Below are 20,913 nucleotides of genomic sequence, written 5' to 3'. Positions count from 1 at the left end.
CGATCGCTACTTCCAGATCGTGAAGTGCTTCCGCGATGAGGACCTCCGCGCCGACCGCCAGCCGGAGTTCACGCAGGTCGACGTGGAGGCGTCGTTCATCGACAGGGAGATGCTGCTCGAGATAATGGAGGGGCTCATCGCCTCCGTGTTCAGGGAGATAAAGGGCGTGAGCGCCGCGCTCCCGCTCGAGAGGATGACCTACGAGCACGCGGTCACGCACTTTGGCAGCGACCGGCCTGACCGCAGGATGGGGATGCCGCTGTGCGATCTCACCGGCTCGTTCAAGGACGCCGGTTTCAAGGCATTCGCATCCATCGTCGAGGGCGGCGGCACGGTCCGGGGGCTCAACGCCGGCGCCCTGGAGCTGTCGCGCAAGGAGATCGACGAGCTGGAGTCGGTGGCAAAGGCCAACGGCGCGCGCGGGCTCGCGTGGGTGAAGCTCGCGGGCGGTTCGTGGACAGGAACGGTCGCGAAATTTCTCTCAGACCCGGAGAGGGCGGCGCTCGTTTCTGCAGCGGGCCTCGCCGACGGCGGCACGCTCTTCATGGTCGCCGACTCTCACCGCGACCGAGCCTGCATGGCGCTCGGCGCGGTGAGGCTCGCCCTGGGCCGCAAGTTCTCGCTCATCGACGAATCGAAGATCGACATGTTCTGGGTCGTGGACTTCCCGCTGCTCGAGTGGAGCGGGGACGAGCACCGCCACGTCGCGGTCCATCATCCCTTCACCGCCCCGCACCCGGACGATCTGGCGCTCCTCGACGCCGATCCGGGCAAGGCCCGCTCGCTCGCCTACGACATCGTGGTCAACGGCTCGGAGGTGGGCGGAGGCTCGATCAGGATACACGACGCTGCTACGCAGTCGAAGATATTCGGCATACTCGGGATAAAGCCGGAGGAGGCGGAGCAGAAGTTCGGCTTCCTGCTCGAGGCGCTCTCGTTCGGCGCCCCTCCGCACGGCGGGATCGCGCTCGGCCTCGACAGGCTCATCATGATACTGGCCGGCACCGACTCCATACGGGACGTCATCGCCTTCCCGAAGACCGCCTCTGCTGCGGACCTCATGTCCGACGCCCCCAACCATGTCTCACAGGCTCAGCTCGATGAACTGTGCCTCATGCTCAGAAAATAATTTCAATTGTTGTTTTCGATGGAATCACCGACCTTCGGATAGGCGAGCGCGGTCTTTTGACCGTTGAAGATCACGTCGGAGAACCCGAATCTTAGTGAGTCCGCTGCGCATAGGACTCCGCTGTTCTGGAGCTGGACATGTAGGTGGGGGATCGTGCTCGCTGAGTTGCCGACCTTTGCAATGACCTGACCTCTTTTCACCTTGTCGCCGGCACGCACGAGGATGCTGCCCTGCTTCAAGTGAACAGATGTAGAATGCTCTCCATTTCCATGATTGATGACGACTGTATTTCCTGCGCCTCCGAATGAATTGTCGATTCCGATTTGCGAATCATGAATCCCTTCGACAACCTCAACAACTGTTCCATCGGCCATCGCGAGCACATCTTCTCCGAAAGATGGATAATTCTCTATCTTTTGCGGGTCGCCGAAGTAGAGCGTTCCGCGATCAGAAAGCTTCATGAAGTCATATGCAAAAGCATTTCCGCATCTATTACGCCAGGCCGGCAGATGATGATTGAAGACCTCATATTCGCCGCCCTGCATGACGTGCCACCTGCCGTCAAAAGGCGGCGCATATTTGCCTTTTGCCTTATAGGCGGAGAATGGGATATGTTGCTCCTCCGCACTCAATCCTGACAACAAAAATGTCCCATCCACCTTATCTTTGCGGTTGTAGTGAACGAAAAGGTGATATCGAGTCTTGCCAGTCTCCACTGCGGCGATCCAGCTTCTGTTGCCGTCTCCAGGGCTGTTTCTGGGGAATATGTCCGTCACAGAGATATTGTTCGCCTCCGGCTGAAGGACATCCTTGATCTTGCATACCTGATCAACGGTCAGATCCTTGGCCAGGAATTTATTCAGCTTCTCATCGCATTGGAATATAGACTGCCTGACATAATCAAGAGTCAGGGCCTCAAGACCCCTATCCCTGGCGGAACAGGTAGTGCTGATTGATAAACAAACTGCGCATATGAGCACTGATAAGAATATATTATTCTTCATTCTGGCTCCTGAGAAAACATCATCAACCCGCTACCGATGTGACCGCCACCGCGACGACCTCAGCTGCGACCACTGTGTGCGCGACATTTACATTTTCCACAGTATGATAGTTGCGAGTCTCAACGACATTGCTTGTATTTGCAACATTTGAAGTATTGGCCACATGCTCCGTATTGACAAGGCTCGACGTGTTTGCATATATGCTCGACTCGCTCTCATGCACGCCCTTCGGCTTGTGGCCCTTTGTCAAATCAGTCTTCTTCCGGTGCTTTGTTGAGTTGATAATAATCTGATCCCTGCTGATTCTGGTCCTCCTCTCGGACATTTTATCCGTCCTCCTGGTTAAATCTGGTCTGTTTGTCCCTGGTTTCAGCCTGTATTCATTTTGCATAACTCTGTCTGAGTTGAGAATCAAGCTTTCACGTGTGCGCGTGTTTGAATCCGATCTCATTCCCCGTCTGCGTCTATCGTCGTTAGGGATCGTTTCAGGCCGTCGCTGGTCTGGCCGCGAGCCATGAGTTGACTGCTTGGTATCCAGACGGGGCTGTCTTTTCCGTGCGCTGCCTCCATAACTCCTGCTCCTTTCAAATTCATGACAGTCGTAACAGCGCGAATCTCGGGCGCCTCGTTTCTGATCCTCGTGCACAGCGTGTCGATCGTGCTCATGCCTGCCGGATTCCATGCGCGAAGGGTTCCTCAGACCGCCCATGGTGGCCTTGTTTCTGGAATTGCTGAAACCGCTGGAGCCATGGGATGAAGATTTAGAGCCGCCCTTTAATTTGTCATTGCCGCTAGATTTCTCCTTTCTTCCGCCGCTTGATCTGTCGCGGCTGCCTGCTCTGCCGGTTACACCGCACCTGTCGTGCCCTCCCCTGGCGATTTCATTGCCGTGGGCAAGTATTCTCTCTCCTGCGGAAAGCTCGTTAGTCTTAAGATATTCAAAAAGTGCCCGGTGTCTGTTGAATAGATATCTATTTATATCCTCCGGCGGGCCAAATCGCACCTCATCCATGAACTCCGCATCAAGATAGAGATTTCTGACCATCCTGTATCCCGCAGGCAGATAATTTGGATTGAGGCCCATGATATGTGCGAGATTTTCAGGGGATTGGCGATGGAGCCTCTCAGCAGCTGAATCCATCTCAGCATAGTACCTCACAATCCTCCTATGCGTATTTTCATCCACAAGGACTTTGAAGCTCTCATCCTCAGGGGTCTTCACTTCACTGGAGACAGCAAATCCGCCTTGCGCACTGATCGATACCGTATAGATATTACCCATTAAGCGCCTCCCTGTTTTGACGGCTTTCCGAGCTCATTGGTGTCGTCCCTTTGATCCCTGCGAAGCATTCATTGAACCTCTCAACTGCAAGGAGCCTGTCGTATATCTTGGGTGCCGCTTCACTGCATGCCTTGACAACAGCATCTCTGTTTTTCAGTTTATACAGGTCTCTGCAGGCCTGACACGGATGCACGTATGTGTCCTTGAGTCTGATGCTGCGATCAAAGGACCTCGTGGAATCCAGCACCGCCTGCGGACCTTCAAGGTGTATCCAGCACTTCAATAGATCTTCTCTCTGTCCGTTGACGAGATCAGAGAGTGACATTTTCTTGAGATCGCCCAACACCATTTCAGGCACGTCCTCGACAAGCAGGCCGCAGCACGCAAGCAACTTTTCATCCGGAGTGACAGAGAGGGATGAGATGATGGATTTGCACCCCCTCGCGCGAACATCATTTGTCAGCGAATATTTCTTATGATGCCTTATTCTGATATCATCGCCTCTGTCGATCCAGAGGCCGCAATTGACAATAAGCTTCGAGAACGACCGCCGCAGGTCAGTGAAAACCGATTCAAGCTTATTCCTGTGCCTGGATCCATTGAAGAGCTCGATGTTGATGACCGTAGTCAGCCCGGCCTCACAGGCTGCGACCGCAGCATTCCTGACGTTTCGCATAGGCACGAATTTGAGATGATTGTCGCCTACGCTGAAGTTTATTTCAGCGAGACCCGCTTCTTTGAGCTCAGCTATACTTTTTTTTGCAGCAACAATGTCCGTTGCCCAGTAGGCATTGCTGACGCATCGTGTGATATAACCGCGGCTGCTGGCATGATTGATTGACTCAATGAGCTTTGTTCTTTCTATGAAGCATTCGCCGCCGGTGAAGACTATCACATTAATTTCAGGTATGATTGCAGCCTCGTTGATTATCCTCCTGATGGATTCGAGCGGCAATGATTCGGTCCTTGCGGGTGAGCAACGAAAACAGCAATTTCGGCATGCTGCGGTGCACTTGAATGTGGTTATAAATGATAAGAGGCGAGGCTTTATAAGCGGTCTTGTGTAATGATCATGATCTGGAGGCTTTGTCATAAGGAACCTCACTGCTCATCGGATGAATATGAGGGCGCCCATGAGAACTCTTTTTCTTCGGCAATCTTGGCTTCTGCAATCTTAATCATGAGATTCAAAATCTGGATAATCTTCATATAGTCTTCCATATTCTCTGGGACTTCTGGAATCTGCATGTTGAGCCCGGCGATGTTAAGCAGGAAATCATACTGTCCTTTCACCTGTGCGACGAGGCTGTTGAATCTAGCGTTTAGGCTCACTATGGTCTGTTTGATCTCCTTCAGCTTGTTGCGATATTTGATGATTGCATTCCACCGCCAGCGGATGTTGTCTGCTGCCTGTGTCTTTAGACAGTTCTTTGGGCCCTTCAGACAGTGAGAATATGTCTTCTGAGTGTTGTTGACGATGCCTCTATCGAGATCTTCGCGGAAATAGACTCTTTCTGTCTCTGTCTTATCGACGGGAGGGGCAGAGATGCTAATAGGGCATGCATCTGATGTGACTTTGTACCCCGAATGTGCAGGCGGGATTGACGTCAAGCCGCACGCACCTGCGATGAAATAGCTCACCATTTCCCGAAATGGATTTGCCTTGGCATCGTTGCAGTCCTCTCCGAATCTGTCCTTGAAGGATAGCTTTTTTTTTGCGAATACCTCACCTTTATTTGGACGGCCGCAATAAAAACTGGAGTGCCTCAAGGATTCCCAGCCGGGGTTGAGAAGGGCGCAGATTTCATGCGCATAGAATTTATTGGTCAGGGGATTTACCCCCATTGCTTCAAAGGACCTGCAATAAGTATTCAGGTTGACTCTCTTCTCTCCCATAGTCCCTCCTCAATGTCGGCAAATTGGTGGGCAGTGAGTCCTCAGGGTTGTCTCCATGAGCAATAGCAATATTCGGGCCATGCACGAAACGGCCCTAATGAGGGGGATTTTCATGGGGGTGTTCCTATAGCTGTACAGATATCTGCACGCCTGTATGCATGACAGTGCTCAAATAAGTGAACCGGGATCAGGTGTCTTACGACACGTACTCCAGCGCCTGCCGCTTGTGACGGCGCAGCGCCTTGAGGATGTCCTGCTGGATGATGTGATAGGCCTCGAGCGAAAGGTTCTCGTCGTGGCGCGCCTCCCAGATCAGCTTCTCGCCGCTCTCGCCCGCGAGGTTTATGAACTCCTTCGCGTCCAGCCCGTTGCCGCCGTCTTCATGCTTGAGGTGCTCGCCGTCGCCGACCGGGTCCTGCAGGTGGACGGTCAGGCCGCGCGCGATCACCGTGTCCCTGAGGTTGGCACGGACCTGCTGCTGAGAGGGGTTGGGCCTGAGCGCGCCGTGAGTGACAAAGAGGTGATGGATCTCGCCGCTGATCTCCAGCGGCATACCCATCTGCCGCCCCTTGTGCGCCCTGTGTGAGTCGGTGTGCAGGATGAGTTCGTAATGGCCGTAGTTCGCGTCTATGGAGAGCACGTGCGTCTCCCCGGGCCTCAGCTTCTTGAGCCTTGCCACCAGCCTGCAGATCTCTTTTGCGAATTCGCTGTGCCTCTGCATCTTCTTCATGCCATCCCCCTGTCTTTTGAATCTACCAAGGCTATTAACAGCAATAGATATGCCAGGTGTATGAATTCATGGCGGTTTCTAACATATTGATATATCAGGTATTTGTTATGCGACCGACAGGCCTGCGAAGGCCGGGCAATACAAAATTGAGTCAATTCCTTGACGATTCATAAAAAGATGATGGGAATTTTGACAATAAGGAAAGGATGAAAATCAAAAGGCCGGGTTTGTCTCCCGGCCTTTCATCATCGCGTCTATATATATTATCGGCAGGCGCGACCCAAAAGTTGCTATGGTTCTTCGATTTTGTCAAAAAAAGCGATTTTTGATTTGATGACGCCTGATATGCGCACAATTATTTGATTTTGCCACCCAAAATAACCTGAAATTGCATAAAAATAGGGAAAAATGGCCTCAAAATCTGCCTTTATCCGCATGAATCATGCGATGGTTCGCCTCCGGGCCTTGCCCCATATGGCTGCGCTGGCGATCAGGCATATGATTCCAGCCCCTGAGATCGTGGCCTGCGAGCCATAAGATCTGGCGAGTATTCCCGCGGCCAGGCTGCCGAAGGGGAAGAACCCCATGAAGGTGACGGTGTAGAGGCTCATCATCCTGCCGCGCATGTGATCGCCCGCCTCATTTTGCAGGAGGGTGCCCACGCAGGAGAAGGCGATGGTGAGCGTAAGCCCCATCATGAAGATCGCCGGCAGCGCCGCGATGAAGCTCGATATCAGCCCCAGCAGGATGAGCGTTGCGGAGAAGAGGATCGCCATGCGGGCCGTGAGCGGAAAAAGGCCCTCGGAACTCTTTCGCCTTGCGAGCCAGAGCGCGCCTGCGAGCGAGCCCGCGCCCGAGGCGCCCATCAGCCAGCCGAGTTCCACCGCCCCGCCGTGAAGCACCCTGTCCGCGAACATGGGGAGCAGGGTCGTAAACTGCATGCCTATTCCGGCGAGCAGCGCCACCAGCGCGAGGGACGGGATCGCGTCCGTGATCCTTTTCGCCTCCCTGAGCCCCTCCTTAATAGAGCGCAACATCGGCTCGGTCGTGCGCGCAGGGGAGTGCATCTGACCCCTGCGAACCAGCATGAGCGCGGCTATGAGGGCCAGGAACGTGACCGCGTTGAACGCGAAGCAGACCCCCTCGCCCTTCCACGCCACGATCGCGCCCGCCACCGTGGGCCCGAGCATCCTCGTAAAATGGAACATGGCCGCGACGAGCGAAATGGCGCCCAGCAGGTCGCGCTTCCCCACCAGGTCCATGACGAACGCCTGCCTGATGGGCATCTCGAACGCGTAGACAGAGCCCAGAAAGAATCCGAGCCCGATGACCTGCCACAGCTTGACCGCGCCCGTGAGGGTGAGCCAGGCTAGCAGGATCGCCTGCAGCATGCACAGAGCCTGCATGAACGTGAGCAGGCGCAGCCTGTCGTGCCTGTCGGCGATGTGGCCAGCGGGCAGCCCCAGGAAGATGCACGGCACATGCAGTGCGAAATTGGCGATGCCGAGCCAGAGGGCCGAGCCGGTCATGCGCCAGATGAGCCAGGAGACGGCGAGCATCTGAGACCAGGTCCCGACGATCGAGATGAACTGGCCCCAGAAGAAGAGGGCGAAGTTGCGATGCGCGAGCGCCCTGAACGCTCCGCCGCGCAGCGCTGTGCCGGGTATGGCGGGGGCTGGCGTCGATGTGCTCACAGGTCGTCTTTCCTAGCAACTTTGCATTCCCGAGTCAGCCCATTTGTTGACATAAGGGCGCGGCGGGATTAGGGGAAACGCATTGGCGCCTGTTCTCCGGGCGCCGAATTTTCCCATGCCCATGGACCTCAAAGCGGTGGACAGGGCGATCGGATCCGCCGGCGCCGTGAAGGGCGCCGCGATCCCGGCCCTGCAGAGGGTGCAGGCGGAGCTCGGCTGGCTGCCGCCGGAGGCGATCGTCCGCATATCGGAGAGGATCGGCGTGCCCGCGGCGCAGCTCTACGGCGTAGCCACCTTCTACACCCAGTTCAGGCTCAAGCCGGTAGGAAAACACATCGTCAAGGTCTGCCACGGCACGGCCTGCCATGTCGCAGGGGCGGCCGGGATCTCCGAGGCCCTGGGGGCCGCGCTTGGCCTGAGTGCGGGGACAGGGACGACCGACGACGGATTCTTCACGGTCGAGCGGGTCGCATGCCTGGGCTGCTGCTCGCTCGCGCCGGTCGTGATGATAGGCGACGAGGTCCACGGGAAGCTCACCAGGCCCGGGGCCGAGAAGGTCGCAGCAGAGTTCAGGAAGAAAAAGGCGGGCCGCTGCGGCTGCGAGCGCCCCTCCGCAGGCATCGAGGTTGAGAGGGAGGATCTCGGCGGGAAATCCATAGAGAGGGTGGTCGTGGGCACGGGCAGCTGCGGAAACGCCAGCGGGGCGATGGAGGTGTTTCGCCTCTTCGCAGATGCGTCCGAGCGCCTTGGCCTCGGCTATCAGGCCGCGGAGACAGGCTGCATGGGGATGTGCCACCGCGAGCCGCTGGTCGAGCTCTTCTCCCGCGACGGGAGGCGCACCCTCTACGGCGACGTGGACATCGCCGCCGCCGGGAAGATCATCTCCTGTCACATCGCGAAGGGGACCCCTGTGGCCGATCTCATCGTGGACACGAGCGATCCCGCGAGCGCAGCCCACTCGTTCCTTTCGGGCCAGCGGCGGGTCGTGCTCGAGAACTGCGGCGAGATAGACCCGGAGAGGATCGAGGAGTACGAGGCGCGCGGCGGATACGAGGCCCTGAGGAAGGTCGCCGGCGGGATGACACCTGAGGCGGTGATCGCGGAGATAAAGGCCTCGGGGCTCAGGGGCAGGGGCGGCGCAGGGTTCCCCACCGGCCTCAAGTGGGAGTTCACGAGAAAGGCCAAGGGCGCCGAAAAATACGTGATATGCAACGCGGACGAGGGGGACCCGGGCGCGTTCATGGATCGCTCGGTTCTCGAGAGCGACCCGCACCGCGTGATCGAGGGCATGATCGTCGCCTCCTGCGCGATCGGCGCTTCAAAGGGGTATATCTACTGCAGGGCCGAGTATCCGCTCGCCCTCAAGCGCCTCAGGCTCGCCATCGAGCAGGCGCGAGGCAGGGGATATCTGGGCACGGGGCGAGGCTTCGACATAGAGGTGAAGGAGGGGGCCGGGGCCTTCGTCTGCGGCGAGGAGACCGCGCTCATCGCCTCCATCGAGGGGGGCCGCGGCATGCCCAGGGTTAGGCCGCCGTTCCCCGCTCAGCAGGGTCTCTGGGGCTGCCCCACGTGCATCAACAACGTCGAGACCCTGGCCAACGTGCCGTGGATCATAAGGCACGGCGGCGCCGAGTTCGCCAGGGTGGGGACCGCGACCAGCAAGGGGACCAAGGTCTTCGCTCTTGCGGGCGACGTGGCGCGGGGCGGGCTCGTCGAGGTCCCGATGGGCGTCACGATCCGCGAGGTCGTCGAGGAAATCGGCGGGGGCACGAAGAGCGGCAGGCCCGTGAAGGCGGTGCAGCTCGGCGGCCCCTCCGGCGGCTGCATACCGGCGAGCCTCATGGACACGGTCGTGGACTACGAGGCGGTCACCGCCACGGGTGCCATCATGGGCTCGGGCGGAATGGTGGTGATGGACGAGGGCGCATGCATGGTGGACATCGCCCGCTTCTTCCTCGACTTCACGCAGAGGGAGTCGTGCGGCAAGTGCACCTTCTGCAGGATCGGCACGCGAAGGATGCTGGAGATACTCACGCGGATAACAGAGGGCGAGGGCAGGCCCGGCGACGTGGAGCTGCTCGAGGAGCTGTGCGCCAGGGTCAAGGAGGCCAGCCTCTGCGGCCTCGGGCAGACCGCGCCAAACCCTGTGCAGACCACGATCCGCTACTTCCGGGAGGAGTACGATGCGCACATCTCCGAGGGACGATGTCCGGCAGGCAAGTGCCGCGCCCTTATAGAGTTCTCGATCAACGACCGCTGCATCGGGTGCGGCGCCTGTATAAAGGCGTGCCCGGTGGATGCGATAACCGGGGAGAAGAAAAAACTTCACGTCATCAGCCGGGAGAAGTGCACGCGCTGCGGGGCGTGCAGGCAGGTATGCCCGGTGGATGCCGTGGATGTCAAATGAAGAGGCTGAGGAGCGAAGACAGGATGGTCGTGAAGCTCAACATAGACGGCAGGGAGCTGGAAGCGCGCGAGGGCGAGACCATCCTCGCGGTGGCGGAGCGCGCGGGGATAGAGATCCCCACGCTCTGCCACCAGCCGGAGCTCAAGCCCTTCGCCTCGTGCTTCATCTGCGCGGTCGAGATCGAGGGCCGCCCGAGGCTCGTGCCCTCGTGCGCCACGCTCGCCGAGGACGGGATGGTGGTGAGCACGAGCTCGGCTAGAGTGCGCGAGTCGCGGAAGGTGTGCGTCGAGCTCATCATGTCCGACCACGTGGGCGACTGCAGGGGGCCGTGCCAGGTCGAGTGCCCGGCAGGGATCGACATCCCCGGGTTCATCTCGCTGCTCGCCCACAACGGCGCCGAGGAGGCCATAAGGCTCATAAAGGAGGCCCTGCCGTTCCCCGCGAGCCTCGGCCGGGTCTGCCCCCGCCCCTGCGAGACTCAGTGCAGGCGGGCATGCGAGGATGAGCCGGTCTCGATCTGCTTCCTCAAGCGCTACGTCGCGGACGAGGACCTCTTGGGGCCCTCTCCTTATGTGCCGCCGGTCGGGGCCGCCACGGGCAAGAGGGTGGCGATCGTCGGTGCAGGGCCGGCCGGCCTGTCGGCCGCATTTTATCTCAGGCGCCTGGGGCACGATGCCGTGGTATTCGACTCTCACGAGGAGCCTGGAGGGATGCTTCGCTACGGCATCCCCGCCTACCGACTGCCCCGCGACATCCTCGCGAAGGAGATCGACGTAATAAAAAAGATGGGCGTGGAGATCAGGTGCGGCGCAAGGCTCGGCCGCGATTTCACCGTGGATTCTCTGATGGGGGAGTTCGACGCCCTCTTCCTCGCGATCGGCGCGCAGAGCTCGTCGAACATGGGGGCGGAGGGCGAGGGCGCGGCGCTGCCCGGCATAGATTTCCTGCAGAGGGTGGCCGAGGGGGAGAAGATCGATTTGGGCGACGATGTGATCGTCGTGGGCGGCGGAAACACCGCGATAGATGCGGCCCGCACCTCGCTTCGGCTGGGCGCGAAGAGGGTGACTATCCTCTACCGCCGCACGCGCGACGAGATGCCGGCCGACAGGTTCGAGATCGAGGCCGCGGAGCGGGAAGGGGTCGCCATCCGCTTCCTCGCCGCGCCTGTGCGCATGGCTCATTCAGGCGGAGGGGTCGAGCTCACCTGCGTGGAGATGAAACTCGGCGAGCCGGACGGGTCCGGCAGGCGCAGGCCGGTCCCGCTGCCGGGCTCCGAGTTCACTCTCAACGCCTCGACGGTGATCGCGGCGATCGGCCAGGGCGTGGACGCGGACTGCGTCGAGGACGCAAAGGACGTGAGGCTCACGAAGTGGCGGACCCTCGACATAAACCCGGACACCTTCGAGACCTCGCGCATGGGCGTGTTCGCCGGCGGCGACTGCGCGACCGGCGCCGACATAGCGGTGACCGCAATAGCCGCGGGGAGGAAGGCCGCCACATCCATCGACCAGCATCTCAGGGGAGAGCCTGTGACGGGAGAGCCGCGCGGCTATCTCCACCTCATGGCCGCGCGTCCCGAGGACGCCCCCGAGGAGGTAAAGGAGTTGGTGCGCGAGAGGCCGGCTGACCGTGAGAAGATGCCGGAGCTTCCCGCGAGGATGAGGGTGAAGGGGTTCGACGAGGTGGAGACCGGATTCACGGCCGAGCAGGCGAGGAGGGAGGCGGAGCGTTGCCTCTCCTGCGGGTGCCGCTCCTTCGAGTCGTGCACCCTGCGCAGGCTGGCCGAGGAATACGGCGCGAAGCCGGAGCGGTTCGCCGGCGCGAAGAGGGCGTTCTTCGTGGACGAGAGCCACGAGAAGATAAGGTACGAGTCGCACAAGTGCATCATGTGCGGGTCGTGCGTGCGCGTCTGCTCAGAGGTGAAGGGGCTCGACGCGCTCGGCTTCGTGGGCAGGGGGTTCCCCGCAACGATGAAGCCTGCGCTCGAGAGGCCGTGGGAGCTCTCGAGCTGCGACTCGTGCCTCAAGTGCGTGCCAATGTGCCCCACGGGCGCCATCTCGCTCAAGGTCACTCCCGCGGACGAGGTCCGCGCGCGCTTTGCGCTGGGGACCGACGCATCCAAGGACATAACCGGAGAGACAAAGGAGACCGCATGACCAAGACATTCGATCACCTCTTCATACTGGGGAGGCCGGCGGCGGGCAAGTCGGAGTTCATGGACTTCATGAAGAAGATCACGGACGAGGAGAGGGCCGATCGCTTCCACATCGGCCGGTTCGTGGAGCTGGACGACTTCGTCTGGCTCTGGGAGAAGTTCCGCGAGGACGACATATGGGAGAAGGTACTGGGCAAGAGGCTCTACTCCTCGCGCTACGAGGGGCAGTACAACATGGAGGACGCGCGCCTGTTCGACTTCCTCGTCGAGAAGCTCAACCGCGAGGTGATGGAGAAATACCTCCCGCGCGAGGAGTTCTACGTGGGCAACACGCTCTTCATAGAGTTCGCGCGCGGCGGCGAGAAGCCCTACGCGGAGGCCCTCGCCGGGTTCGACCGCAGTGTCCTCGACCGCGCCGCCATCCTTCGCATCGAGGTGTCGCGCGAGGAGAGCTTCCGCCGCAACGAGGCGCGCTACCGGGAGAAGCTCAAGCACACGGTGCTCGCCCACAAATGCCCCGAGCCGAACATGCTGCGCTTCTACAGCGACGACGACTGGCCGGCGCTCACCCGGGGAAAGGTCTCGGGCGCCATCGCGGTGAACGGTGTGGATGTGCCGTTCGTGACCATGAACAACGAGCCGGAGTCGGTCGATCCGAAGGTCCTTGGGCCGCGCTACGGCGACGCCCTGGCCATGCTGTGGGGGATATACTCGGGCGGGGCGGAGATCGTGGCATGATCTTCGGCGCTCACTCGTACCTGAGCGCCTCCACCGGGTCCAGCAGAGAGGCCTTTCTGGCAGGCCACATGCCGAAGAAGAGCCCCACGGACACCGAGAAGATCGTAGCGAGCGCGACCGAGAACAGGGTCACCCTAACCGCCCAGCCGGCGAAGAGAGAGAGGGCCGCCGCAGCGATGCTGCCTGTGAGCACCCCGAGCAATCCGCCGCCGAGGCTCATGACGGTGGATTCGATCAGGAACTGGGCCATGATGTCGATCCTGCGCGCGCCTATCGCCTTTCTGAGCCCTATCTCGCGCGTGCGCTCGGTGACCGACACCAGCATGATGTTCATGATGCCTATGCCGCCGACCAGGAGTGATATGGCGGCGATTATACCCAGCAGGGTGCTCATCGTCTGCATCGTGCCGCTGAGCATCTCCTGGATCTCGCTCATGTTGCGTATGTGGAACGCGTCGGTGTCCTGAAACAGCCTGTGCCGTTTTTTTATGATCTCCTCGATGCGCTGCTGCGCCGGCCACACCGACTCCGAGTCCGTGACCTCGACGTACATTGTGTCCAGGTAGTCCTTGCCCAGAAGCCGGTACATCGCCGTGGTCACCGGAACCATGATGACGTCGTCCTGGTCGCGCGGCCCCATGGACCCCTTTTCCGGCGCGATCCCGATGACCCTGAAATTTATCCGGTTGAGCTTGATGGTGGCGCCTATGGGGTTCTCGTTTCCGAACAGCTTGTCCTGTATCGTGGCGCCGATTATCGCCACCTTCGCGCGCTGCGCCATCTCCGCCTCGGTGAACCACCTGCCGTCCGTCGGCAGGCTGGCCCTTATCTCGCCGTAGTCGTACCCGACGCCGTCGATCCTGGTGTTCCAGTTCCTGTTCTGGTAGACCGCCTGGGCGTTGCCGCTCACCGTCCCCGTGACCTTTCGGACGATGGGCTTGAGCGACTCGATCGCCTCTACGTCCTGAGGGGTGAACCTCGTCACCGTGCCGACGCCGCTCTGGATCCCTCGAATTTTCGACGATCCGCCCTGAACGCTGAGCAGGTTGGACCCCAGGCTCTTCAGCCTGTCCGCGATCGACTCCCGGGCTCCCGATCCGAGCGCCATCATCGCTATCACCGCCGCGACGCCGACGAGTATGCCGAGCGTGGAGAGGAGGGATCGGGCCCGGTTCGAGAGTATGGTGTTCATCGCCTGCCTGAAGTGGCCGGCGACCTCGGCGCGGTTCAGGGTCGATCTCTTCGCGATCAGGATCTCGTCGATGGCACGCGGTTTTTCGACCGACGGTGCGACCGCGCCTTTCCTTTCGTCCGATACGATCCTCCCGTCGCGCATGGTGATGATTCGCCAGGCATGCGCGGCGATCTCGGGCTCGTGCGTGACCATGATGACGGTCTTGCCCTGTTCGTTGAGCCCCTTCAGCGCGCGCATGATCTCCTGCCCGCTCTTCGTGTCCAGGTTTCCGGTGGGCTCGTCCGCGAATATTATCGGCGGCTCGTTGACCAGCGCGCGGGCGATGGCGACCCTCTGCTGCTGGCCTCCTGAGAGCTCGTTGGGCCGGTGTGACGCCCTGTCTGCAAGCCCCACCGCGGCGAGCCTCTGCATGACGTCGACCGGGGCGCCTCCGGCATCGCCGCCGTAGAGGGTGGGCAGCAGGACGTTGTCGGCCGCGCTGAACCTGCGCAGCAGATGAAACTGCTGAAACACGAAACCGGCCATCCTGTTGCGCAGGTTGGCCAGCTCGTTGTCCGAGAGGACGGAGGTGTCCCTTCCGAAGATGGTGTAGCTGCCGTCGTCGGGGCGGTCGAGGAATCCCAGGATGTGCAGCAGCGTCGATTTGCCCGAGCCCGACGCACCCATTATCGCGACGAACTCACCTTCCTCGATGGTCAGGGAGACGCCGTCGAGGGCCCTGACCTCGAGCTCGTCGTTGCAATACGTCTTGGATATGCGTTCAAGCCTGATCATTTTTCCGGCTGTTTTTCCTTTGGCCTCGCGAACGAAGGCATGAAGGGGGAGCTCGAGTTCTTCTTTTTCTTGAGCGCGGTCTGTGACCGCTTCGGCGTGAAGATCGTGTCTTCGTCGGACAGGCCCGATATTATCTCGACGAACCCGTTCTGCTCTATCCCCGTCGCGACCTCGACCGTTTTCATGTGGTCATCCCCCCGGACCCTGGCCTTGACGAAGGAGCTGTTTCCCTCGCGCTCGACCGCTTCCGACGGGACCATCAGCGCGCCCTTCGCCTCGCGGACGGCGATCTCCACGTTGGCGCTCATGCCGGACCGGAAGATCTCGGGCGTCTCCTCCGGCAGGATGTCCACCTTGTAGATGGTCACGTTGCTCACCACCTCCGATTCGTAAGAGATGTGGTCCACCACAGCGCCTATTTTTATCTCGGGGTACGCGTCCAGGCCTACGGTCGCCCTCTGGCCGACCTTCAGCTCACCTATGTCGGTCTCGTCCACGTCCGCCTTCACGATGAGGCGGTCGGAGAGGACCAGCACCGCGTCGGCGGTTGATACGGTCTGGCCGGGCTCGACGCTGCGCACGATCACCTCCCCGTCGATCGGGGCGATCAGCGGGGTCTCCTTGTACGCATTCTGCCAGTACCTGTGCTCATCCTCCCCCCGCATCCTTGCCGCGTCGATCAGCGTGGCGCGGTCGGTCGAGCTCATCATGGCCAGCACGTCGCCCAGCTTTACCTGCTGCCCCTCGGTGACGAGTATCTTCTCGATTCGGCCGCCGATCGGCGGCTTTATCTCGAGGCGGTTCTGCGGCTTTACGGTCCCGACCGTCGAAACGGTGCGCATCATGTCCCCGCGCGCCGGCTTTACGGGCACAAGCTCCTCTCCGGAGCCGTCGGTCGAGACCAGCCTTATTATCAGAAACAGCGCCGCGATCATCGCGCAGGCGACGGCGATCGTTATCCCGGTCTTCCTATTCATCATCCAGAGCCTCCCCCCTGGCCTTGATCCATGCAGCCTCGGCGATGAGCATCGCCGCCTGGGCGGCGACATAGGACTTCTGGGACCTGACGTAGTTGTCCTCGATGATGATCCAGTTGTCAAAGATGAGGAGGCCGTTGGCGTACTGGGCCCTCGCCACCTTCGCGCGGGTCTCGTCGGCCTTCAGAAATTTTTCCTGCACCGAACAGAGCTCCACCGCGTCGTCGAGCTCCTGCCACGCGCTCTCGAGCCCGGAGAGGACCGTGTCATATTCGCTCCTCTCGAGCGACGCTGCCTCGCTCAGCCTGGCCCCGGCCCTCTTGTAGTTGGCGACGTTCTGTCCCCCCTCGAATATCGGCAGCGAGGCCTTGACGTTCACCGTCCATCCGTCGTCGCTCTGGAACCCCCCGAATCCGACCTTGCCCGCCTCGGCGCTAAGATCGAATCTTGGAAAGAATTCGGCCTTGGCCGAGCCCAGCCCGTACCCGGCCGCCCTCTTCTCGGATGCCAGGGCCATTACCGAGGGGTGCCTCTCCGCGACCGTCCTGAGATCCGGTCTTTGTCTCTCCTTATCCTGGAGCTCGAATTTCCCCTTGACCGTCACGGGGGTGTCCTTCTCCCAGCCGAGCTCTTTGCGGAGGGCGTATTGCGCCGAGGAGTTGTCGCGCCTCGCCTTGCGCAGGTCGTACCGGGCCTGCGCAAGGTCCGCCTCGGCGAGCTGGAGGGCGCCAAGGTGCTCCCGGCCCGATTCGTACTTGAGCTTTATCATCTCCAGGTTCTGTTTTCTCCTCTCGATGATCCCCTCGGTTATGGGGACCAGCGACTGCGCCCTCATCAGGTCCACGAAGGCGCGCCTGAGGTTGTAGCGTATCTCGGAAGATGCCTTGGTATAGGAGTGCCTCGACGCGGTCAGGCCCTCGTTCGCCGACTTGAATTCGTTGTATGTCTTGAAGCCGTCAAAGAGGAGCTGGTCGCCGGATGCGGAATACGTGTTGTTGTCCCGCGTCTCTCCGCCCGAGAGGGAGCCCGCCTTGCCCGCACCTGCCTGCGCGCTGATCTGCGGGAGCATCTTCCCCGCTGCCATCCGCTTTTCGGCCCTCCTCTGCTCGATCTGCCGCGAGGAGGCGGCCAGCTGGGGGTTGAGCTTAGCGGCCTCCCTCAGGCAGTCGGACCAGCTGAGCGCGACGGTCTCGGCGGCCGGTGAAGAGATGCCCGCAAGGAAGAACAATAAGGCCGCAGTTGTTGTGAGCGTCTTTTTCATCCGAATCGAGTGGACCGTTTCTGGCGCTTGCGGGACTATGCGGGCTTCTCCCCTGCGGCAGCGTCCGACCTGGCATGCCTCTCCACGATCGTCCTGTAGGCAAGGAACAGTATCGCCAGTATGATGAGGCCGGCGCCGGCCAGCTCGTGCGTGCCGGGATATCTCTCGCCGTAGAGGATCGCTAGCAGGTAGGTGGCGATCACGCCCGCGATTATGCTCGAGGCGCGGTTGGCCGGCACGGTGAAGGTGTTCTCGCGGCAGTCGAGGTATATGAGGCTGCCGAAGAGGCCGGTGCCGTAGGAGAATACGCCCAGCAGGAATATGAACGCGAAGTAGCCCTGCCACGGTATCACCGCGAACCCCCGCCACAGCTCGGACAGGATTTCGGCCGAGCCGGTCCTGGACCCGTAGAGGGCCGCCACGAACAGGCCGAGGAGGAGGAGGGGGTTTGCCACGAGCTGCTCCTCGGCGAAGTAGCGCTTGCGCTCCTCCGCGTCGGTGCTCTTGGCGTAGTTGCTCATGATGAAGAGGCGGAAGAAATATCCCGCGAGATACAGCGCGATGTCGACCGCCGCGACCAGCGTCATGGCGGTTCCGGCCTTGCCTGAGAACGCCACGACGAGCGCGGCCACCGAGAGCGCGGCCGCCACCCACGAGGGCCAGTATATGCGGCGCTTCCTCCTGCGGGCCGCCATGTCCACGATGGGGGCCATGATGAGCACCCCTCCCCGCATGAGCAGCATGGCGAAGACGATCGATATGCCGCTGAAGGTGTAGGCTAGCGTCGTGGTGATGATCTGGCCCGCCGTGCAGATGCCGGAGAGGAAGGTGAACCACTGGGGCCTTGGAATATTCAGGCCGAGGATCCTCGTGTGCGTGCAGTGCTTCCACCAGCGCATGGCGGTGATGAATGCGTACATGGCCACGAAGCTGCCCAGCACCGCGATCGGCTGGATCTCGAACCCTGTGAGACCCTTTCCGCCCAGGCCGCAGCACAGCCCCTTGGTGACCATCTTGGTCATCATGGAGTAGGGGACGTAAGACGCGAAGTAGCCGAAGCAGAGGGCGGCGATTCCGAAACCGGCCAGCCTCTTGGCTAATGAGCCCTCTTCAGGCATGGTGCCTCCCAAAACCTTCGTGACTGGTGACTAGTAACTGGCGTGATCACACAGCAATGCCGGCCGTTACAGCCAGTCACTGGTCACTGCTTTATTCCAGCCCCGGGACTATATACGTCCTGTAGAACGATATCCCGCCCGGCACGACCTCCTGCACGGTCTTGTTCAGCTCCTTGAGTGCGGCGCGCACCCCGTCGTAGTCGGAGTCCGAGGTCTGCACGAGGCCTGTCATATTGTAGAGGTCGAAGAGGGTCTTTCGTCCCTCGGGGGTGCGGGAGAAGTCGGAGAGGGCCGAGACGAGCTTCTGCTTCACCCCGTCAGGGATGTCATAACGCGTGGCTATGGGGCCGTTGGGTATCTCGTCCGTGAGCGCTATGATCTTGAGCTTCGAGATGACGTCCGGGTGGTCCTCGGCGATCTCGGTGCGCGCGTCGCGCATGAGCCCCCCCGCAGAGGGCTGGGAGTGGAAGGTGGCCGCTGCGTCCACCTCGCCGTCGTAGAGCATCTGCACCGCGTTTTTGTGGCCCTTTGCGAAGACGATCCTGCCGGGGGTGACCGAGTGCTCCTTCAGGAGCTTCATGGGGTAGATGTAACCGCCCGCCGAGTAGGGGTCTGCGAAGGCTACGCGCTTTCCCTGGAGGTCTGCGACCGTCTCTATGCCGCTCCCCACCTGTGCGAGGATCTCGCCCCTGTAGGAGCTGTACACGTCGCCGTACAGGTACTTGAGGTGAGCCTCGGCCTTTGTCCAGTCGTGCGCGAGCACGTAGCCCAGGGTGTTCATGAAGGCGGCGTCCGCCTTGCGCTGGCCCAGGGCCTTTATGATGGTGATGAAATCGTTGGCGTGGACCGCTTCCACCGCGAGGCCTGTGCGCCCCTCCACGAATTTCTCTATCGCCTCAGCCCCTGCCTTGAAGGCCTCCTCGCCCTTGAGCGGCATGAAATAGAGCCTGACCGGATTGGCCTCGCTGCCGATCTCGCCCTTGCGGCCTGTGCAGGCGGTGAAGGCAGAGACGAGCAGCAAGGCGGTCACGAAGAAGGCAAATTCCCTGCGCATATTGACCCCCTTTTTTAGATTTGAACCCAAGGCTATCATGCGATATGGCCTTTGCAATGAATTTTGGCCGGTCCATATCGTGCGGGGCTCCCTTTCGGCTGGGGGCCGCCCTGTTTGCGCTCATGGGCGTGCTCGCCCTGTGCCAGCAGGCCATGGCGGCGGCGGGCAGCGGGCCGGCGAGGCTCGCCCTCGGAGACGACTACACCTTCGTCGTGCTGAGCGACAGTCGCTCCGGCGACCGGGTCTATGCCAAGGTCGTGGACCAGGCGGCAAGGCGCGCCCCCCGGTTCGTGGTCCATGTGGGCGACGTGCTGCCGACCATGGGCGACAAGAAGCAGTGGGAGAGGTTTCAGTCCATCTCCGAGCCTCTGAGGGTCCCGTTCTACATCGCGCCCGGGAACCACGACATGGAGGACGCCCGCACCAAGGCGCTGTGGAAGGGGCTCGTGGACCTCCCGGGCAACGAGACTTACTACAGCTTCACAGCGGGTGACGATTTGTTCGTGGTGCTTTCCAGCCACGAACCAAATTATCGCTGGAGGATCGACAGGAGGCAGCTCGAGTGGCTGAAGAGGACGCTGGATCCGCAGCGCTACGAGCATCAGTTCGTCTTCGTGCATCATCCGATGTTTTTGTGGAAGGGCGCATTTCATGAGAACGAATCGCTGGATCGCTATCCCCATGAGCGCGACGACCTGCACCACGTCTTTGTTGATAAACAGGTGGACATCGTATTCCACGGGCACGAGCATGGCTACAGGCGCATGGACAAAGACGGCGTGCGGTACATGATTGCTGCCGGCGCCGGGTCTCCGCTGTACAACAGGGCGAGCTTTCACCACTTCGTGCTGCTCAAGGTGGCCGGTCCCCTCGTCGAGGTCAAGGTCATTGACAAGGAGGGCGTGCTGAGGGACGAGTTCATGATCATGAAAAGCTCAAAGGTGAAAGGTGAAAGGTGAAAGCAGGATCATAGGGCCCTTGGTTGCGGTCGCGCTGCTCTGTCTTGCGGGGGAGGCGATGGCGTGGGAGTGCGTGCCCGGCAACTATCAGGGAAAGACATGGTCGGTGACGAAGGAACTCAACGGCCTGGACGCTACGCTGACCGTCTCAAGGGACAAGGGGATGTGCAGGATGAAGTTCACCACGCAGGACGGCAGCATGAACGAGGTGTGGGACATGGGGGACAACAGGATCCGGCAGCTGGAGTATCGCAGTGACGGCAAAAAGGCCCGCGAATACGGAGCCACGCTGGAGGTGAGGGACGGCGTCGAGGGTTATTACATAGACTGCGCCGAGAAGGGCTGCGATGCGGGCGCCGACAGCCGCTACTTCTGGCGCATACAGACGCCGGGAAAGAAGATCATATACAGCGTCTGGGGTGTCGCTCCCGAGAAGCAGTCTGATCCTGCAGAGAAGGCGAAGAAGAGGCACGAGTATACTTTCACACCAGTCAAACAACCGCCAGTCACCAGTCACTAGTCACCAGTCACGGTCAATAT

At 60.7% G+C, this 20,913-nt stretch carries 17 protein-coding genes; 6 read left to right on the top strand and 11 right to left on the bottom strand.

Translation table 11 applies throughout. From position 1 onward, the window contains the following. The coding region (gene aspS, locus JXA24_04540) for an aspartate--tRNA ligase (GenBank protein MBN1283023.1) at window positions 1-1,129 on the top strand (1,129 nt) is incomplete at its 5' end. Between the two features lie 2 nt (window positions 1,130-1,131). Here aspS and JXA24_04535 read toward each other — a convergent pair. The 6 genes from JXA24_04535 to JXA24_04510 form a co-directional block, all read right to left on the bottom strand. Next, window positions 1,132-2,133 (bottom strand): M23 family metallopeptidase, encoded by a 1,002-nt coding sequence (locus tag JXA24_04535; protein MBN1283022.1) that lies wholly within the window; start codon window positions 2,131-2,133, stop codon window positions 1,132-1,134. Between the two features lie 22 nt (window positions 2,134-2,155). Beyond that, the gene (locus JXA24_04530) at window positions 2,156-3,415 is read right to left on the bottom strand and encodes a hypothetical protein (GenBank protein ID MBN1283021.1); all 1,260 of its coding nucleotides are present in this window, start codon (window positions 3,413-3,415) and stop codon (window positions 2,156-2,158) included. Continuing rightward, window positions 3,408-4,508, bottom strand: a complete 1,101-nt coding sequence (locus JXA24_04525) for a radical SAM protein (GenBank protein MBN1283020.1) — start codon at window positions 4,506-4,508, stop codon at window positions 3,408-3,410. Before JXA24_04525 ends, JXA24_04530 begins: the two co-directional genes overlap by 8 nt. A gap of 8 nt (window positions 4,509-4,516) precedes the next feature. Then, on the bottom strand, window positions 4,517-5,311 hold the full coding sequence (locus tag JXA24_04520; protein MBN1283019.1) for a hypothetical protein: 795 nt from the start codon (window positions 5,309-5,311) through the stop codon (window positions 4,517-4,519). A gap of 196 nt (window positions 5,312-5,507) precedes the next feature. Next, window positions 5,508-6,041, bottom strand: a complete 534-nt coding sequence (locus JXA24_04515) for a hypothetical protein (GenBank protein ID MBN1283018.1) — start codon at window positions 6,039-6,041, stop codon at window positions 5,508-5,510. A 440-nt stretch (window positions 6,042-6,481) separates the two neighbouring features. Then, entirely contained in the window at window positions 6,482-7,735 is a 1,254-nt protein-coding gene (locus JXA24_04510; GenBank protein MBN1283017.1) for an MFS transporter, read from the bottom strand. Between the two features lie 82 nt (window positions 7,736-7,817). On the opposite strand from JXA24_04510, the gene nuoE reads away from it, so the two are divergent. The 3 genes from nuoE to JXA24_04495 are packed head-to-tail and all read left to right on the top strand — an operon-like array spanning window position 7,818 to window position 13,035. Next, window positions 7,818-10,142 carry an NADH-quinone oxidoreductase subunit NuoE gene (gene nuoE, locus JXA24_04505; protein ID MBN1283016.1) on the top strand — a complete coding sequence of 775 codons (2,325 nt, stop codon included), beginning with the start codon at window positions 7,818-7,820 and terminating at the stop codon, window positions 10,140-10,142. Beyond that, window positions 10,139-12,298 carry an FAD-dependent oxidoreductase gene (locus JXA24_04500; protein ID MBN1283015.1) on the top strand — a complete coding sequence of 720 codons (2,160 nt, stop codon included), beginning with the start codon at window positions 10,139-10,141 and terminating at the stop codon, window positions 12,296-12,298. The genes nuoE and JXA24_04500 overlap by 4 nt, the downstream gene beginning before the upstream one ends. After that, entirely contained in the window at window positions 12,295-13,035 is a 741-nt protein-coding gene (locus JXA24_04495; GenBank protein ID MBN1283014.1) for a hypothetical protein, read from the top strand. The genes JXA24_04500 and JXA24_04495 overlap by 4 nt, the downstream gene beginning before the upstream one ends. 10 nt (window positions 13,036-13,045) lie before the next feature. On the opposite strand, the gene JXA24_04490 is transcribed toward JXA24_04495, so the two are convergent. From JXA24_04490 to JXA24_04470, 5 genes are all read right to left on the bottom strand, one after another. Then, window positions 13,046-15,004 (bottom strand): ABC transporter permease, encoded by a 1,959-nt coding sequence (locus JXA24_04490; GenBank protein ID MBN1283013.1) that lies wholly within the window; start codon window positions 15,002-15,004, stop codon window positions 13,046-13,048. Next, entirely contained in the window at window positions 15,001-15,981 is a 981-nt protein-coding gene (locus tag JXA24_04485; GenBank protein ID MBN1283012.1) for an efflux RND transporter periplasmic adaptor subunit, read from the bottom strand. Before JXA24_04485 ends, JXA24_04490 begins: the two co-directional genes overlap by 4 nt. Next, a complete protein-coding gene (locus JXA24_04480) occupies window positions 15,974-17,242 on the bottom strand; it encodes a TolC family protein (protein MBN1283011.1) in 1,269 nt (422 codons plus the stop codon). Before JXA24_04480 ends, JXA24_04485 begins: the two co-directional genes overlap by 8 nt. 35 nt (window positions 17,243-17,277) lie before the next feature. Then, complete coding sequence (locus JXA24_04475) at window positions 17,278-18,360, bottom strand: hypothetical protein (protein MBN1283010.1); 1,083 nt, start codon at window positions 18,358-18,360, stop codon at window positions 17,278-17,280. Between the two features lie 91 nt (window positions 18,361-18,451). After that, on the bottom strand, window positions 18,452-19,414 hold the full coding sequence (locus JXA24_04470; GenBank protein MBN1283009.1) for a phosphate/phosphite/phosphonate ABC transporter substrate-binding protein: 963 nt from the start codon (window positions 19,412-19,414) through the stop codon (window positions 18,452-18,454). A gap of 44 nt (window positions 19,415-19,458) precedes the next feature. Here JXA24_04470 and JXA24_04465 point away from each other — a divergent pair, with 44 nt between their 5' ends. After that, window positions 19,459-20,373: a metallophosphoesterase gene (locus JXA24_04465; protein ID MBN1283008.1), complete on the top strand. Its 915-nt coding sequence runs from the start codon at window positions 19,459-19,461 to the stop codon at window positions 20,371-20,373. Further along, window positions 20,363-20,893 (top strand): hypothetical protein, encoded by a 531-nt coding sequence (locus JXA24_04460; protein ID MBN1283007.1) that lies wholly within the window; start codon window positions 20,363-20,365, stop codon window positions 20,891-20,893. Before JXA24_04465 ends, JXA24_04460 begins: the two co-directional genes overlap by 11 nt. Window positions 20,894-20,913: the final 20 nt, after the last annotated feature.

It is taken from the genome of Pseudomonadota bacterium, from assembly GCA_016927275.1.
GTDB lineage: Bacteria > UBA10199 > UBA10199 > 2-02-FULL-44-16 > JAAZCA01 > JAFGMW01.
The sequence above is the reverse complement of the archived record's forward strand: the minus strand, read 5'-3'. Positions and strand labels throughout refer to the sequence as shown.